The organism is Neobacillus sp. SM06, assembly GCF_050496765.1.
In the GTDB taxonomy this organism is placed as follows: Bacteria; Bacillota; Bacilli; order Bacillales; family Cytobacillaceae; genus JAEVLT01.
In genome coordinates, this window is the sequence record NZ_JBNWEO010000018.1 from 308,982 (window position 1) to 325,217 (window position 16,236).

Consider the following 16,236-nt stretch of genomic DNA (forward strand, 5'->3'; position numbering starts at 1 on the left):
TTAGCTAATCAGGATAAGGCATTGCTGATGAGCGCTTTTCTTTATATCGTGCTTGTTGGAACGCCGTGATGAATGATCGTCATGATTGAAAACCATCCGAAAACTAGGACTGTCGTCATTCCCCAGAATACAGCCAAGAAATTTTTGCTTTTGAGTGAACAAAATACCCCATAAGCGGCCAGAATTGTAATTAAGGCAAAGATAAAGACAAGTCCCATTAAAAATGCCCCCTTAGCAAGTAATTGGTTCTCATTTTACAAACTTTGCGTTTCTAGATATAGTATTTAGTACATTCACTCATTATTTTATCGGGTTTTATCATGATTGTCGAGAGTTAGTTAGAATTATCTGAATTATTTGGTCGCTTTGAAAAAATAAGCAGGAAGATGGAGGAAAAAGAATGAAGTGGTCGCAAATTCCTTTAGGGATTATGCAAACGAATTGCTATAGTATTGAAAAAGAGGATGGCAGCTGTTTGCTTTTTGATCCCGGAAGTGAAGGAGAAAAAGTAATCCATTGGCTTGAACAAAAAAAGCTGCAGCCGCGGGCAATTGTCCTTACACATGCCCATTTTGATCATATCGGTGCTGTCGATGAAGTCAGGAAGTATTTTACGATTCCGGTGTACGTTCATGAAAAAGAAAAAAATTGGCTAAGTGATCCGATGTTGAATGGCTCAAACGTTTTCCGGCTGCAAAAGGCGATTACTGCAATGCCGGCGGACCGCTTTTTTACAACGGAAGAGGCAGTAAAGATTGAAGGTTTCGAGTTCGATTTACTTGAAACTCCCGGGCATTCTCCGGGTAGTGTTTCCTGTTTTTTTGAAAAAGAGGGATTTGTCATTTCCGGTGACGCCTTGTTTAAGGGGAGCATTGGCAGGACAGACTTGCCAGAAGGAAACCATTCGCAACTGGTAACTAGCATACACAATAAGCTGCTCACGTTACCAGAAGAGACGATTGTAATGCCTGGGCATGGGCCGGTCACAACCATCGTCGATGAAATGGACAGTAATCCTTTTTTAAATGGGTTTTAATTGATATCTCCTCGCTGGGTAATGAAAAACCCTTCTCAACTGAGAAGGGTTTTTCTGGGGGATGTTCTATTCATTAATGGGAGGGGATATAGTTAAGCTACTGAATATACAATACAATAAAGTTAACACTATGTCAATGTTGTTAATTAAAGGAGAGGCCTGGAATTGATTTCGTTTCTACGTCAGTTAATCGAACGCTCACCGTCAAACCTTATCACCTATAGTGACTATATCGGCACTGTTCTTTACAACCCGCAATACGGTTACTATATGAAAGAAAAACAAAAGATTGGCCGGGAGGGTGACTTCTTTACAACAAGCAATGTTTCGGATGTTTTTGGCAGAATCATGGCTAAATGGTTTTCCCAATTGATCCGGCGTCACCAACTCCCGCCTGTTTTTTGCGAAATTGGCGCAGGAAACGGCAGATTTGCCCGCGCCTTTTTAGAAGAATGGAAGGAGTCGGTTCAAACACCCCTTTCGTATCGAATAGTTGAAATGAGCCCATACCACCGAAAATTACAAAATGAATTATTGCAGTCCGATTTTGATGTTGAACAATATAAAAGCTTACTCGAAGTTCCATCGTTTGAAGGTATCCTCTTTTCGAATGAACTATTTGACGCCTTGCCTGTTCATGTCATAGAAAAAGTGGATGGCCGATTGTATGAAATCATGATTGGTTTTAAAGAGGGGAAGCTGTACGAGCAAAGAGTCCCGATTGAAAATAAAGCCATACAAGCATTTTTAAAAGAATCCGGATTGCATCTTGGCAATAAGCAGCGAATTGAAATTCCGCTCTCGATGCATGATATGCTGAAGCAATTTGCTGCCGTGTTGACAAAAGGCATCGTTATTACGGTCGATTATGGCTATTCGAATGAAGATTGGATGGAGCCAGCAAAAAAAAATGGAAGTTTAAGGGGATATTATCAGCACCAAATGGTAGAGAATGTGCTACTTCATCCAGGTGAAATGGATATTACCTCCCATGTCCATTTTGATTGGCTGCGGCAAAAAGGAGAAGAATGTCAACTGGAATTTGTCACACAATTGCGGCAGGATGAGTTTTTGCTAAAAGCAGGAATTTTAAAGGAATTAGCGGATCATTATGATCCCAATCCGTTTTCCGCAGTCAGCAAGCGAAATCGGGCGATCCGCAGTTTGATCATGCCATCTGGAATGAGTTCTTCTTTTCATGTTGTCGCCCAGCAAAAAAATATGAAACTCAAAACGGAGAAAGAACTGTTCGAAAATGAATAAAAAACGCTGGAATATGTATTCCAGCGTTTTTTAGATTCATTTTTTTCTCTTTCCATTCATTGATTGTTTATAAACTGGTTATGACTTAAAGCTGAAGTTGTACGTCCATTTTTGATAGCGGGTTATTGACTTCCACCTAACGGCATCATGAAAGTAGTCCAATATGTAAAGCCGGCAAAGAAAATGGTTAAATATGCTCCGAAAATATACAAATACATACGTTCGGACAGTTTAAGATAGCTTAGTAGAACAAAGAATCCCGTTTGCGCCAGGAACAGTAATGCTGTCTTCTCCATATGGCCAAGATAGAACATTACGGTAAAAATCCCTGTCCAGAACCCCAAAACTCTAAACATGCGATCCATATGCACCCCTCCTTTAACCCTGCAATCCCATCCACCTCTAATTATAAAATAAACGGAAATGAAATGTAAATATTGGTTTTTGGTTAATTTGAAACGAAGGCTTGGTAACTGCATACATCGCAGCCGGCAAACATATTTTCTTTTTCAATTAATTGAACAGAAGTAAAGAGGGCTCCAAACATTCCTTTAAGGAACTCATGGTGCATACTGCAAACCGCTTCCGTATGTTCAAGTGCAACTTCTTTAAAAGGACAATTAAAGATTTGAAAGTAAATTTTTGTTTGATCACCGCTAGCTTCAAACTCGGGGTAGAAGCCTGCGAGTGTAGCAGCACTTTTTAAAATGCGCAATTTCTCATCAAAGGAAAGTTCGTCTCCCGGCAGACCTTGTTTTGCCAATTCTTGTTCAATCAATTCCACCCCGAAACGTTTTCCTGTTAAAAATAAGGCTTTTCTGCCCTCTTCACCAAGCGACATCATCGTTTCAATCGCCACTTTGGATAAAAGCATGTAATCACGGAAAGGGAAATGCAGTTGAATAACATCTTCTGAAAGCCGGTATAAACGACTGGGTCTCCCGCCTTTGCCCGTCTTCTTCGTTTCTGATGATAGCATGTTCACGTCTTCAAGTTTTGATAAATGTAGTCTCGCAACATTTGGATGGATATTAAAATTATCCGCTATTTCTTGAACGGTTACTTCCCGATGCCTTTTCGTAATATATTGATAAATGTAATACCTGGTAGGATCTGATAAAACGTTTGTAATCTTTAGCGTTTGTTCCATATTTATCACCTCGGCCCCCCATAATTTACTCCATTATAATACAGTGTTCAACCCATGGGAACGAGGTTAACAATGTTAACACTATATGTTTAGAAAATGTTCACAATTCCCCCAGATTTGCTTGTTTTCTAAAAAAATCATATTGCTTGTTTTGTGAATTCGTGGATGTTTAGCGCCGCCAGTTTCGTTTTTTTACCTCGGTATAAACGACATATGGAAGAATGCCGAACCAGCGGTACCAAAACGAGGCGCGCGATTCTTTCCGTTCTTGCCGCATTTTTTTTCTGGATTCCTTTGGCTGATCCATATATTGGACAAATGTTTGCGTTATATATTTCACATAGTCATTCGTTTTCATTGTTCATCTGCCTTTTTTTTACTCATTCTTTCCAATTTTAACTTTTTTCAACCCATTTTGTGAGCATTTTTAAATTCGTGTCATAAAAACCATATCCATTGACAGTTTCCCCCGACTTTAATTTCAAAGTGAGTGTGAATTTTTGAATGCTTCCACTTGGAGGATCGATTTGGTAATTGATTGTTCCGTCACGATATGAAAATGAACCGGATGTTGTGGTTCCATCCCCCGTTTGAAGGATTTTTTCCACTTTTTTTGCTGTTGTCAGCATATAGTATTCCTGCACAAGCGATATCTTTGTATTGTACGTAAATTTACGCTCGGTCAAAAGCTGGTCAACGCGTATCGAAAAGAAGATGAAAAAAATAAGCAGCAATGACAATGTCAGCGGGTAAGTAAATCCTTTTTGGCTATGAATCATGGGGAATCATTCCAATCTAGAAAAGAATACGCGACAACGCGAAAGATTTTTCCAGTCAAATCGGTTACAGTGATTTCGATTGCATTTTTGACTGGACGAAAGGATACCGCTGCTACATTTTGCAGCAAAATTTCATGCCCTGTACCATTTACTTGCCGGCGAAGCGTTTGATTGTATTTTTCATATGTAACGGAACCGGCCTCGGATGTAAAAATAACAGTTGTCTCATTCGGAGTAACAGCGTTTGAAGTCGAATGGATTTCTCTCTTGATTTGGTTGGAGAACACATCCCATTCCATCTCTTGTAAATGGCGATTAAGGTCTCGTGTTGGTAACATGATTTGAAAGAGAGGCAGAACAAAGTAAACAATGGTCGCAAAAACCGAAAGGGCAAAAAGAGTTTCAATTAAGGTGAAGCCTTGGTTATTCAGCAAACCGGCAAATGGTTTTTCCAGGTAAGCGCGCCTTTTTTTCAAGGGTGACACACACCTCCTTTTGATTCCCCGGGGAACTGCTGCCCCACGTGATCTTATACTCATTTCCATTTCGAAAAATAGAATGATTGAGGGAAGGGGTGCCATTGATCATGAGCGCGTTCAACTCTTCGAAAAGCAGTTGCTCCGCCAAGCTTTCCCGCTCTAGCTGTTGCGACTGGGCGTTTAAATCAGCCAGAAGTGGAACGAAAAACAAGGCGAGCATCAATAAAGCTGACAAAGACAGAAGCAATTCAATTAAAAAGAAGCCGTTACTTTTCCGTAACATAGAACCGCCCCTTCCCGATTAAAAAGGTCATGCGATACGTCTTGGAACCTGCTTCAATGGCAAGTGTACCAAATTTAGTAATATTCCCATCAGGGGTGAATTTAAAAAATAACGGCTGGGAAAGCGGTAGTACCTTGATATGATTCGAGTAGGTTCTCTGAACGAGTAGGGGCTGATCGAATCGAGTGCGTATATAGTATGAATGCTGATCAGCCTGAATATTGACCGTTGTTTCGATTTGATGGGTCAACGAGTACTGCTGGGCATAGTATAAATCGGTTTGAAGCTGGGTGAGAAAGGAATCGGCTTGCGCTTTTTCAAATTGAGGCTTAACTGTGAAAGCTGTAATGGAAGACACGATCATAAATACGGACAGCACAAGCAGAGATTCTGCTAAAGTGAATCCCCCTTCAGAACGGCTCATTACGGTGTACTCACTTTTGAAACCGTGCCATCCGCCCCGATGCTGACCGTTGTTTTGCCATCCGGACATTTGGTGGTATTTAAGTACTTTTCTGTGACGAGATCGTCTATACTTGCCGGATAGGCATTATGCTCTATTTCATAGGACTGTACCTGAGATTGAACCATTTTGACAAATGCCTCACAGCCCTTATTATTGATATTTGAATTGTGTTTCGTAATATTGGGAATGGTGATAATTAACAAAACAGAGATGACCAGCATGACGATCATCATTTCAATTAATGTAAACCCTTTTTCATTTTTCATTTACATTTCCTCCTTGTTTAAATGCCATCCATAAGATGAAACATTGGCAAAAGGATGGCTAAATACATTGAAACGATTAACAATCCAATCAATACATACAAAAGCGGCTGAATCATTTTTAAACTTTTTGCGGTCAACTCTTCTGCAATTGCCATGCAATGCTGGCTGTAGAAAAACAACTCCTGACCAAGTTTTCCATTCTCTTGTCCATGTTTAACAATCAAAGCAAATTCTTTTTCAAAAAAAGGAAACGACTGTAGAATAGTTTCTAATTTTTCCCCTGTTACGAGCCCATCTTTTAGCTTCTTTGCGAGAGTGGCATAAAATGCCTGTCTTGAGTTTGCTTCAAATAAAGCTAGCGCTTCTGCAACAGAAATGCCGCCCGTGATGAGAAAACTTAATTGAATGGAAAAGTAATGGGTGTAAACCAGTTTTAGAAACCGGCCAACAAGGGGAATCCGTACAAGCTGTACTTTCTGAAGGAGAATGGGTGTTTTTCGGAAAATGAATAAGTAGTAAATTGTGCTGACAGCTACAAGAGCGATAAGACTGACCAGGAAAATCGGAAAATTTTTACCGAAGCCATTGACGATTTTCATAAAGAAATTTTCTTCTAAATTCATCGATTGAAACAGAGTAGAAAACCGTGGCAGCAGGGATTTTTCAACAAAGATAAACATAAATCCCGTTAACATAATCAGCACAAGGGGATACTGGAGCAGATGCAGCAGTTTTTGCTTGTCTTTTTCTTTTTTTAACACGAGTTCGCTGCCTTGGAATAGTGCTTCTGCAAAACTCCCGTGCTGCTGGGCAAAATACACATAACCAATTAATTCTTCATGAAAGCGGAGCTCTGCCAATACGTCATGAAAGGCTAACCCTTTTTTTAAGCCTTCAAGCAGTTGGACGAGCTGTGGTTGCCGGCTGGCGGGCAATTGGAAGGAGAGTGATTCAATCGCCTCAGCAATCGGATAGCCCCTTCTTAACAATTCACCCGTCCGTTTTAGAAACTGAGCTTGTTCGAAAACCGGCCATTTAGTTTGTCTCATCATCATAAACCAAGCGATCGTATTCCGATTCCTTAATATAGCCGAGCGCTATCCCTTTCCGAATCACCTGCTTAAGGGTTCGATAGTTCAATATCACATTTTCGCCTTTTGCCCCTCTTAATGTTAAGCCTAAATTTTTTCCCGCTAATAGCTCAAACACGCTTGCCCGCTTCCATCTGCCGTATGAATAGCAATAAGGAGAACAATCACCTTCGCAAAAGGGACAAGTCAACTCAACGAGCCGCTGCGCAGTCACGGCAATAAGCGTCTGTTCAACTTCCAGCCAATTAACCCCAAATTCATGCAGGCGGTAGACGGCTCCCTTTGCATCCCTCGTATGCATGGTAGAAAGCACTAAATGCCCGGTTAGCGCGGCTCGCACTGCAATTTTCGCTGTTTCTGAATCCCTGATTTCCCCGACCATTATAATATCAGGGTCGTGGCGTAAAATCGCTTTAAGGCCAGCTGCGTACGTCACGCCTGCCTTTTCATTTACTTGTACTTGCAAAACGGAATCATAGTTCTTTTCGATGGGGTCTTCAAGTGTAATAACATTGCGGTGAAATAGATGAGCGGTTTCGTTTAGCAAGGAATAAAGGGTTGTTGACTTGCCGCTTCCAGTCGGCCCGGTAAAGATGATTAGCCCGTGGGCATGCTTTAGAAGAGCAAGCAGTTTGCGTGTCATGTCAGGGAATAATGAGAGCTGGTAAAAAGGGATTTGTTCTTGCTGGGGCAGCAGCCGGATGACGAGGCTTTCACGGTTGTTTGAGGGTAGGGTAGACAATCGCAGTCCGAGCAACTGGCCGTTAACTTCACTTATAATTGCGCCGCTTTGGGGTCTTCTTCGTTCGCCAATATCCATATTGGCTTCAAATTTAAAATGGGCAATAAGCTGATCGCATTCTTCCTTCGGCAATGTCAGCCTTGGGACGAGCTTATTGGATAAGCGGAGCTGAACCAGCGTATCCTTTTTTCGCGGCATAATGTGTATATCTGTCGCCTGGTTTCTTGCTGCATCCGAAACAATTCGATTTGCTAGCAACTCAATGGAACTAACAATAGGAAACACCACCTTTTTAATTTCTCACTTTACTTATTTCGACACGGTTCTTCGTTTTCCTTTCTTTTTTAAAAAAATTTTTAAAAAAAGAGGAGGACTGTCGACAAAGTTTTTAAAAAGCATTGTCAGTTAAATAAAAAAGTCCTCCATTTGTAAACGATATCTGGATTTTTGGTTCATACTGTTCCTGCAGTGCCTGCTTTTCGATTTCGTAATTTTCTGTTTTATCCTCCTCATTTTCATAAAAATGATTCAGCAACTTCAAATCTTTGTTCCATCGCTCAATCGCTTCATTTGCCCACGTATCCTCTTCCGTTTCAAGCTGTGATTTTAAATAGTTTTCCACACGGACAATCCCGCTTTTCGGTTTAATCAACGGTGAGAGCGTAAAAGAGTAATCCGGGATCTTTGGGGTTAAATTCAATTTCACTAAATGATCATGAAACTTTTCGACTAGCTGGCCGTTGATTAACTGCAGGCCGATTGATTTAAACACATCCCGTTTACGATCGCATTGATAGGAAATCTTGACATTCAAACAGAGCCATGGAAACAAGGGCGTTTGTTGCTGGAAAAGCGGATTATTTTCATATAGCCGGATAAACCGTGCCAATTTTTTCGTTGACTGAAAAATTTGGTGGAGCCTTGGAGAGCCAAAATAGATTGTTTCTCCTTTTAGGTGCTCCGGCACCGTATTTTGGTCAGTAATAAATGTCAATTTCATCGGGTTGGGTACTCCGCCTGTTTTCTCAAGATAATGCCAATAAAATGGCCTGTTCATTAGCTCCTTGTCAAGATCAACTGTCAGTTGAACTGTTAAATACCCGGCAGTATTTTCAAGGATTTCGCACTCGTTTGCTTGGAAATATCGTTCCAGAAAATCATGGATTTGCGGCTGCTGCATGGGAATCTCCTTTCTTCATTTGATTGGCAAACTCAATCATTGATGTGAGGTTTTCCATTTTAATCCGCATTTCTCCTTCTGTGGAGCTTCCTCCGAAAATATCGATCAAATGATCTTCAAGATTGCCGAATTCTAGTTTTGTCAAAATATCATCCAATTCACCGATTACTTTTTCAAATAGATGGATTTTTTCATACAGCAATTTTAAAATATGTTCCTCAAGTGTACCTTTGATTGCAAAGTTGTAGATCATCACATCTTTTTCTTGGCCAAGCCTGTGAATCCTGCCGATCCGCTGTTCCAGTCTCATTGGATTCCATGGCAAATCAAAATTAATAATATGGTTGCAAAATTGCAGGTTGATCCCTTCGCCGCCGGCTTCTGTCGCAATCAGCACTTGAGCATGTTTTTGAAAAAGCTCGCGCATCCAATCTTTTTTTCCCCGCTTAAAACCGCCGCGAAAGGGAACCGATGTAATTCCATGCTGGCGGAGAAACCATTGCAAATAAAGCTGTGTCGCCCGGTATTCCGTGAAAATAATGACTTTATCATTTATGTGTTGGATCAGTTCGAGCGCTTTGTTGGCTTTGGAGTTTTGCTGAACCGCCTCGACCTTTGAAATTAAAAAATGGATTTGCTGCTGAAACAAGGTGGTTGGATTTTCTTTGCGGGTAAGCATGTTTTTAAGCGTATGATAGACTGCCTCTCTGCTGCTGCATGCCTCCCGCTGCAATGTCATGACCGAAAAAGCACTAGATGCCAGCCAGTCGACTTCATTTTTCAACTCCGTAACTGCCTCGTAAAGCTCTCTTTCTTCTTTTGAAAATTCAATTGGAATGGTCTCAACCTGCCGTTTTGTCCACTCGATTCCTGTATCTGCCCGGCGATTGCGAATCATGACTTTATTGACGAGTTCTTTTAAATGCTCATCATCATTCAAGGACCTTGAATCACGTTTGTATTTTTCGTAGAATGCGGTTTCGCTTCCCAAATGCCCGGGTTTAAGAAGGGAAACAAGGTTGAAAATTTCCTCCACCCGGTTTTGAATGGGAGTGGCAGTCAGCAGTAAGCAAAATTTCTTTTTTAAATTTTGAACAAATTCATAGTTTTTTGTTTTATTGTTTTTTAGTTTATGGGCTTCATCAATGATAATTAAGTCATAGTCTTGTTTATAGATGATCTCTCGGTGAGGCTGCCGTTTTGCTGTATCAATAGATGATACAACAACATCATACTGATCCCAGACATAGCTTTTTCTCTGTGTCATTGCCGGGATAAAGAATTTTGTATTTAATTCGGAAGCCCATTGGGTTACAAGAGAGGCTGGTACAAGAATCAGCACTTTTTTCACAAGCCCGCGAATCATATATTCTTTTAAAATCAATCCGGCTTCAATTGTTTTTCCCAGTCCTACTTCATCTGCCAGAATCGCTTTTCCGTTCATATTTTCAATCACCAGTCTGGCTGTTTCCAGCTGATGCGGGAGCGGCGTTAAATGCGGTAAATAGTTTGGTGCCAAAAGACCTTCAAACGTTGGAACGGCAAGATGTTTTTCGACATCGACGGCAAGCTTAAAAAGATCCCAGTTGCCCCACGGACCGTCTTGTTCAATCCGGTGAAAAAAGTCGTCCTGCCACGCACAATCAAATACAATGTTTACCACCCTTTTTTCAGCTCCTTTTTCAGCAAAATCATATTGCCCGATTGATTGCTTTAATGGTAGGATGATAATAGCTTAGAAAGTTTTAAATTTTGTAATAATCATCTTTGTTTTTTTTTAGTATGACCAAGATTCAAAAAAATATATATGCGGATGAGAACAAGGGGAGAGACTGCATATCGCAGCGCCGAAGGAGCAAGCAAATACTTGTGAATCTCTCAGGCAAAAGAACTCTTGTTTGACGCAGCTCTGGAGAGTGCGGCACTTATACGTTCGCCACCAAAGGGGAAAGCTATTCTGGGGAAACTCTCAGGTGAAAGGACAGAGACCTTTTTTATGTTTAAGGAAGGTTTCTGTCCTTTTCTATTGGAAAAATAAGGGGGATTGTAAATGGCAGAATTGAAACGCACGCCGCTATTTGAAATTTATCAAGAGTATGGCGGGAAAATGATTGACTTTGGGGGCTGGGAGCTTCCAGTACAATTTTCAAGTATTAAAGAAGAGCACGAAGCGGTCAGGACGAGAGCAGGTTTATTTGATGTTTCCCATATGGGTGAGGTGAGAATTTCCGGTTCAGACAGCCTTGCGTATTTGCAGAAAATGGTTACGAACGATGTTTCAAAAATACCTGTCGGTGGTGCCCAATATACGGCCATGTGCTATGAAAATGGCGGTACGGTCGATGATCTGCTTGTATATAAGTTCGATGAAGAGGATTACTTGCTCGTAATCAATGCGTCAAATATTGAAAAGGATGTCCAGTGGCTGAAAAAACACCTTGAAGGCAATGTCCAACTTGAAAACCTTTCTGAAAGAACAGCTCAATTAGCACTTCAAGGCCCAAAAGCTGAGAAAGTGCTGCAATCACTTGTTCCTGGCGCGGATTTAAGCAAAATCGGTTATTTTAAATTTCAGCAAAAAGTTGCAATCAACGGAAAAGAAGCCCTCGTTTCCCGCACCGGATACACCGGAGAAGACGGCTTTGAAATTTATTGTGATGCTGCGGATGCTGTTGATCTTTGGAAAGAAATTTTAGCAGCAGGGAAGGAAGAAGGGGTTGTTCCATGCGGGCTCGGCGCCCGGGATACGCTTCGATTTGAAGCAAACTTGGCGCTGTATGGGCAGGAGCTCTCACCTGAAATCAGTCCGCTAGAAGCGGGGATTGGTTTCGCAGTTAAATTAAATAAGGCAGCTGACTTTATCGGCAAAGAAGCGCTAAAACTGCAAAAAGAAAACGGTGTACCGAAGAAGCTGGTTGGAATTGAAATGCTGGATCGGGGAATTCCGCGACATGGCTACCCGGTTTATGCTGGCGAAGAGCCCATCGGTGAAGTGACAACCGGAACGCAGTCGCCAACGTTAAAGAAAAATATTGGACTGGCTCTTGTGAAATCAGCTTACGCAGCACATGGGCAGGAAATGGAAGTGGAGATTCGCGGCAAGCGATTAAAAGCGAAAGTAGTGCCAACACCTTTTTACCGTAGAGAACAGATTTAGGGGGCGAACGAAAATGAAGCAACATCGCTATTTACCAATGACAAAACAAGATCAAAAGGAAATGCTTGAGGCGATTGGTGCGTCCTCAATTGACGACCTTTTTAGCGATATTCCGGAAAAAGTGAAATTTAAAGGGGAGTATCATCTTAAGCCGGCAAAATCGGAAACAGCGTTAATGCGGGAATTGTCGCAGATGGCATCACGCAATGCCGATTTAAAAACAAATGTTTCGTTTCTGGGTGCAGGCGTCTATGACCATTACATTCCGATAATTGTCGATCATGTCCTTTCTCGTTCAGAGTTTTATACAGCCTACACTCCGTATCAGCCAGAAATTTCTCAAGGAGAGCTACAAGCCATTTTTGAATTTCAAACGATGATTTGCGAATTAACAGGAATGGATGTCGCCAACTCCTCAATGTATGATGGCGGAACAGCTTTGGCAGAGGCCGCAATGCTGAGTGCCGGCCAGACTAAAAGAAAAAAAGTATTGATCTCAAAAGCCGTACATCCCGAATCAAAAGATGTAGTCAAAACGTATGCCAAAGGGCAATTCATTGAAGTGATTGAAATTCCTGTCAAGGACGGAATGACGGACCTCGAGGCATTAAAAGGGCTGGTAAGTGATGAAATTGCCGCTGTAATTGTCCAATATCCAAACTTTTACGGAAGAATTGAATCGTTAAAGGAATTGGGAGAAATAACTCATGCCAATAAATCGCTGTTTGTCGTTTCAAGCAACCCGCTCGCTCTTGGCGCTTTAACGCCTCCTGGGCAGTTTGGCGCTGACATTGTTGTCGGCGATGCTCAACCTTTTGGAATTCCAACTGCTTTTGGCGGCCCGCATTGCGGTTATTTTGCCGTTACAAACAAATTGATGAGAAAAGTGCCGGGCAGACTTGTTGGCCAGACGGTTGATGAACAGGGGCGCCGCGGTTTTGTTTTGACACTGCAAGCACGCGAGCAGCATATCCGCCGCGATAAGGCAACATCGAATATTTGTTCAAACCAAGCGTTGAATGCATTGGCAGCATCCGTTGCCATGACGGCGTTGGGTAAAAATGGCGTGCGCGAAATGGCGCTGGCAAACATACAAAAAGCACATTATGCAAAAACCGCACTGAAACAGATTGGATTTGAAATAATTCATGAAGGTCCTTCTTTTAATGAGTTTGTGATTAAGCTTGCCAAACCGGTCAAAGAAGTAAACAAGCTCTTGCTTCAAAAAGGAATCATCGGTGGCTATGATCTCGGACGTGATGATCCTGAATTAGCAAACCATATGTTAATAGCCGTAACCGAACAGCGGACAAAAGAAGAAATTGATACTTTTGTAAAAGAATTGGGGGATTTCCATGCATAGTCAAGATCAGCCGCTTATTTTTGAATTAACGAAATCAGGACGCGTTGGTTACAGTCTCCCTGAAATGGACATACCGGAAGTACCAATTGAACAACTGCTTCCAGATGAATATGTACGTAAAGATGCAGCGGAACTTCCAGAAGTTTCGGAACTTGATATTATGCGTCATTATACGGCTTTATCCAAGCGAAACCATGGAGTGGATTCAGGTTTTTATCCGCTCGGTTCCTGCACAATGAAGTATAATCCGAAAATGAATGAAAATGTTGCCCGCCTTAACGGTTTTTCTCATATCCACCCACTGCAGGATGAAAGCTCGGTTCAAGGTGCTCTTGAGCTTATGTATGATTTGCAGCAGCATTTGATTGAAATCACGGGAATGGATGAGGTAACACTCCAGCCAGCAGCAGGAGCTCATGGTGAATGGACGGGCTTGATGCTGATTCGTGCTTTTCATGAAGCAAATGGGGATCTGAACCGGACAAAAGTGATTATTCCTGATTCGGCGCACGGCACGAACCCGGCTTCGGCAACCGTTGCCGGTCTTGAAGTCGTAACCGTGAAATCAAATGAAAAAGGCCTTGTCGATCTCGATGATTTACGAAATGTTGCCGGTTCGGATACAGCCGCATTAATGTTGACAAATCCAAATACGCTTGGCTTATTCGAAGAAAATATTCTGGAAGTCGCAGAGATTGTTCATGACGCAGGTGGGAAAGTTTATTACGATGGAGCAAACTTGAATGCGGTATTATCCAAAGCCCGTCCTGGCGACATGGGATTTGATGTTGTACACTTAAATCTTCACAAAACTTTTACCGGACCACATGGCGGCGGCGGACCAGGTTCAGGTCCTGTCGGAGTAAAAGCGGATTTAATTCCATTTTTACCGAAGCCTGTTGTTACAAAACAGGGGGAAGAGTATGTATTGGATTATGACCGACCGCAGTCAATTGGCCGAGTGAAGCCTTATTACGGAAATTTTGGGATTAATGTCCGTGCATACACCTACATTCGGACAATGGGTCCTGACGGTTTGAAAGCTGTCACTGAGTATGCGGTATTAAATGCAAACTATATGATGAGAAGACTTGCTGAATATTATGATTTACCGTTTGACCAGCACTGCAAGCATGAATTTGTTCTCAGCGGCCGCAGGCAGAAAAAACTGGGTGTGCGGACATTGGATATTGCGAAGCGTCTGTTAGACTTTGGCTACCATCCGCCAACCATTTACTTCCCATTAAACGTGGAAGAGTGCATTATGATCGAACCAACCGAAACGGAGTCTAAAGAAACGCTCGATGCATTTATCGATGCCATGATCCAAATCGCGAAAGAAGCGGAAGAAACGCCCGAAATCGTTCAAGAAGCGCCACACACAACAGTTGTCGGCCGTCTGGATGAAGCAATGGCAGCAAGAAAGCCGATCCTCCGTTACCAAAAAAATTAAGAATGAAAAAAGGCTGATTCTAGTTGTTGAATCAGCCTTTTTTCTATATTACTTTTTAGCTTTGATCTTCCCACTCCAGCCTTTAAAACCGCCTTTGAGCTGTGTGAGGTCTTTATAGCCTTTGCGGTATAGAAACTGGGCAGCGCGGGCGCTTCTGCTGCCGCTTTGGCAGTAGAGGTAGACGGGTTTATCAGGACGAAGCTCCTGCATCCGCATTCTTAATTGTGACATTGGGATATTGCGCGCACCCAATATATGTCCCGCTTCAAATTCATTTGGTTCCCGAACATCGATAAGCTGCGCTTTTCTGTAGCCGGCTCGGAACTCCTCTTCAGCTACCGTTTTCACAATTTTTCGCTGGTAAAGCCATATGAAAACGTAATAGATGGCAATAGCAACAATAGCAATTAACAGACTGTAAATAGTGTTCACTTCGTTCTTGCTCCTTTCAAGCTATACTGCACTAATATTTATTATAGTAGTCAAGCTTCGTTTCAGTAAAGATTATTCATGAAATTTCCTGTATGAATCATGTTAAAATTATTTGCACAAAACATCATTCTTTTTTTTTGGCAGCGATTTTGTTAGACTAAAAAACGCGAAGAGCATTTAAACAACAAAAAAATGAGGGTTAACTATGGACAAAGAAATATGGCGTTTTATCGATTCGGGTTACAGTTCACCATCCTTTAATATGGCGCTTGATGAAGCTTTGCTTGATTGGCATAGTGAAGGCAAAATACCGCCGGTGATCCGTTTTTACGGTTGGAATCCGGCTACATTATCAATTGGTTATTTTCAAAAAGCAGAAAAGGAAATTGACTTTGATGCACTCAAGTATCATCAGCTTGGATTTGTCCGCAGGCCGACTGGTGGCCGCGGCGTTTTGCATGAACACGAATTAACCTATAGTGTTATTGTCTCCGAAGATCATCCGGAAATGCCAAAGACCGTCACGGAAGCCTATCGCGTTATTTCTGAAGGGATTTTAAAAGGTTTCCATCATTTAGGGCTGGAAGCTTATTTTGCAGTACCCAAAACATCGGATGAACGGGATGCGCTCAAAAATCCGCGTTCCTCTGTTTGTTTTGATGCGCCGAGCTGGTATGAACTCGTTGTCGAAGGCCGAAAAGTGGCCGGCAGCGCGCAGACGAGACAAAAAGGCGTCATTTTGCAGCATGGTTCGATTTTATTGGATCTTGATGAAGACAAGCTGTTCAGCCTTTTTAAATACCCGAATGAGCGGGTAAAGGAAAGGATGAAAAATGCATTTAAAAACAAAGCGGTGGCGATTAATGATATAAGTTCGCGCAAGATTACGCTTGAAGAAGCGAAAGAAGCTTTTTATAAAGGCTTTGCCGAAGGACTTAATGTTGAACTTGTCCCGTATGAATTAACTGAAGACGAATTGGCATGTGTTCAAACGATTGCGAAAGACCGCTATGAAAGTGACGATTGGAACTTTAAAAGGTAAAAGGAGGATGCGGCAAATGCCGCCTTTTCTTTGGCCGAAAAGGCATTCGTATCT

The 16,236-nt window shown here is 41.9% G+C and carries 20 protein-coding genes and 1 riboswitch; of the genes, 6 read left to right on the forward strand and 14 right to left on the reverse strand.

Annotated elements, in window-relative coordinates; translation table 11 throughout:
- Positions 1-41 precede the first annotated feature (41 nt).
- A complete protein-coding gene (locus ACQYAD_RS16655; protein WP_430239879.1) occupies positions 42-218 on the reverse strand; it encodes a DUF2759 domain-containing protein in 177 nt (58 codons plus the stop codon).
- Positions 219-400: 182 nt separating this feature from the next.
- Here ACQYAD_RS16655 and ACQYAD_RS16660 point away from each other — a divergent pair, with 182 nt between their 5' ends.
- Both ACQYAD_RS16660 and ACQYAD_RS16665 read left to right on the forward strand, forming a co-directional pair.
- Entirely contained in the window at positions 401-1,036 is a 636-nt protein-coding gene (locus ACQYAD_RS16660; RefSeq protein ID WP_430239881.1) for an MBL fold metallo-hydrolase, read from the forward strand.
- A 165-nt stretch (positions 1,037-1,201) separates the two neighbouring features.
- Entirely contained in the window at positions 1,202-2,299 is a 1,098-nt protein-coding gene (locus ACQYAD_RS16665) for a class I SAM-dependent methyltransferase (protein ID WP_430239883.1), read from the forward strand.
- Between the two features lie 122 nt (positions 2,300-2,421).
- Here the strand turns inward: ACQYAD_RS16665 and ACQYAD_RS16670 are convergent, their stop codons facing one another.
- The 12 genes from ACQYAD_RS16670 to ACQYAD_RS16725 form a co-directional block, all read right to left on the reverse strand.
- Positions 2,422-2,664, reverse strand: coding sequence for a DUF2626 domain-containing protein (locus ACQYAD_RS16670; RefSeq protein ID WP_430239885.1), 243 nt, complete (start codon positions 2,662-2,664; stop codon positions 2,422-2,424).
- Positions 2,665-2,747: 83 nt separating this feature from the next.
- Positions 2,748-3,449, reverse strand: coding sequence for a helix-turn-helix transcriptional regulator (locus ACQYAD_RS16675; RefSeq protein ID WP_430239887.1), 702 nt, complete (start codon positions 3,447-3,449; stop codon positions 2,748-2,750).
- Positions 3,450-3,618: 169 nt separating this feature from the next.
- The gene (locus ACQYAD_RS16680; protein ID WP_430239889.1) at positions 3,619-3,807 is read right to left on the reverse strand and encodes a YqzE family protein; all 189 of its coding nucleotides are present in this window, start codon (positions 3,805-3,807) and stop codon (positions 3,619-3,621) included.
- A 37-nt stretch (positions 3,808-3,844) separates the two neighbouring features.
- Positions 3,845-4,228, reverse strand: coding sequence for a competence type IV pilus minor pilin ComGG (gene comGG, locus ACQYAD_RS16685; protein ID WP_430239890.1), 384 nt, complete (start codon positions 4,226-4,228; stop codon positions 3,845-3,847).
- Entirely contained in the window at positions 4,225-4,704 is a 480-nt protein-coding gene (comGF, locus tag ACQYAD_RS16690) for a competence type IV pilus minor pilin ComGF (RefSeq protein ID WP_430239892.1), read from the reverse strand. The genes comGG and comGF overlap by 4 nt, the downstream gene beginning before the upstream one ends.
- A complete protein-coding gene (locus ACQYAD_RS16695) occupies positions 4,652-4,990 on the reverse strand; it encodes a hypothetical protein (RefSeq protein WP_430239894.1) in 339 nt (112 codons plus the stop codon). Before ACQYAD_RS16695 ends, comGF begins: the two co-directional genes overlap by 53 nt.
- A complete protein-coding gene (comGD, locus tag ACQYAD_RS16700; protein WP_430239897.1) occupies positions 4,974-5,414 on the reverse strand; it encodes a competence type IV pilus minor pilin ComGD in 441 nt (146 codons plus the stop codon). The genes ACQYAD_RS16695 and comGD overlap by 17 nt, the downstream gene beginning before the upstream one ends.
- A complete protein-coding gene (gene comGC / locus ACQYAD_RS16705) occupies positions 5,414-5,722 on the reverse strand; it encodes a competence type IV pilus major pilin ComGC (protein WP_430239899.1) in 309 nt (102 codons plus the stop codon). The genes comGD and comGC overlap by 1 nt, the downstream gene beginning before the upstream one ends.
- A gap of 17 nt (positions 5,723-5,739) precedes the next feature.
- Positions 5,740-6,771: a competence type IV pilus assembly protein ComGB gene (gene comGB, locus ACQYAD_RS16710; RefSeq protein ID WP_430239901.1), complete on the reverse strand. Its 1,032-nt coding sequence runs from the start codon at positions 6,769-6,771 to the stop codon at positions 5,740-5,742.
- Positions 6,758-7,843 (reverse strand): competence type IV pilus ATPase ComGA, encoded by a 1,086-nt coding sequence (comGA, locus tag ACQYAD_RS16715; protein WP_430239903.1) that lies wholly within the window; start codon positions 7,841-7,843, stop codon positions 6,758-6,760. The genes comGB and comGA overlap by 14 nt, the downstream gene beginning before the upstream one ends.
- A 100-nt stretch (positions 7,844-7,943) precedes the next feature.
- Positions 7,944-8,735 carry a YqhG family protein gene (locus ACQYAD_RS16720; RefSeq protein WP_430239905.1) on the reverse strand — a complete coding sequence of 264 codons (792 nt, stop codon included), beginning with the start codon at positions 8,733-8,735 and terminating at the stop codon, positions 7,944-7,946.
- On the reverse strand, positions 8,713-10,398 hold the full coding sequence (locus ACQYAD_RS16725) for a DEAD/DEAH box helicase (protein ID WP_430239906.1): 1,686 nt from the start codon (positions 10,396-10,398) through the stop codon (positions 8,713-8,715). The genes ACQYAD_RS16720 and ACQYAD_RS16725 overlap by 23 nt, the downstream gene beginning before the upstream one ends.
- 150 nt (positions 10,399-10,548) lie before the next feature.
- Positions 10,549-10,639: riboswitch (glycine riboswitch) on the forward strand.
- A 146-nt stretch (positions 10,640-10,785) separates the two neighbouring features.
- Here ACQYAD_RS16725 and gcvT point away from each other — a divergent pair.
- The 3 genes from gcvT to gcvPB are packed head-to-tail and all read left to right on the forward strand — an operon-like array spanning position 10,786 to position 14,708.
- Positions 10,786-11,892, forward strand: a complete 1,107-nt coding sequence (gene gcvT / locus ACQYAD_RS16730; RefSeq protein ID WP_430239908.1) for a glycine cleavage system aminomethyltransferase GcvT — start codon at positions 10,786-10,788, stop codon at positions 11,890-11,892.
- Between the two features lie 13 nt (positions 11,893-11,905).
- Complete coding sequence (gene gcvPA, locus ACQYAD_RS16735) at positions 11,906-13,255, forward strand: aminomethyl-transferring glycine dehydrogenase subunit GcvPA (RefSeq protein ID WP_430239910.1); 1,350 nt, start codon at positions 11,906-11,908, stop codon at positions 13,253-13,255.
- The gene (gene gcvPB / locus ACQYAD_RS16740) at positions 13,248-14,708 is read left to right on the forward strand and encodes an aminomethyl-transferring glycine dehydrogenase subunit GcvPB (RefSeq protein ID WP_430239911.1); all 1,461 of its coding nucleotides are present in this window, start codon (positions 13,248-13,250) and stop codon (positions 14,706-14,708) included. Before gcvPA ends, gcvPB begins: the two co-directional genes overlap by 8 nt.
- A gap of 48 nt (positions 14,709-14,756) precedes the next feature.
- Here the strand turns inward: gcvPB and ACQYAD_RS16745 are convergent, their stop codons facing one another.
- Positions 14,757-15,140 carry a rhodanese-like domain-containing protein gene (locus ACQYAD_RS16745; protein WP_430239913.1) on the reverse strand — a complete coding sequence of 128 codons (384 nt, stop codon included), beginning with the start codon at positions 15,138-15,140 and terminating at the stop codon, positions 14,757-14,759.
- A 205-nt stretch (positions 15,141-15,345) separates the two neighbouring features.
- On the opposite strand from ACQYAD_RS16745, the gene ACQYAD_RS16750 reads away from it, so the two are divergent.
- Positions 15,346-16,182, forward strand: a complete 837-nt coding sequence (locus ACQYAD_RS16750) for a lipoate--protein ligase family protein (RefSeq protein ID WP_430239914.1) — start codon at positions 15,346-15,348, stop codon at positions 16,180-16,182.
- The last annotated feature ends 54 nt before the right edge of the window (positions 16,183-16,236 follow it).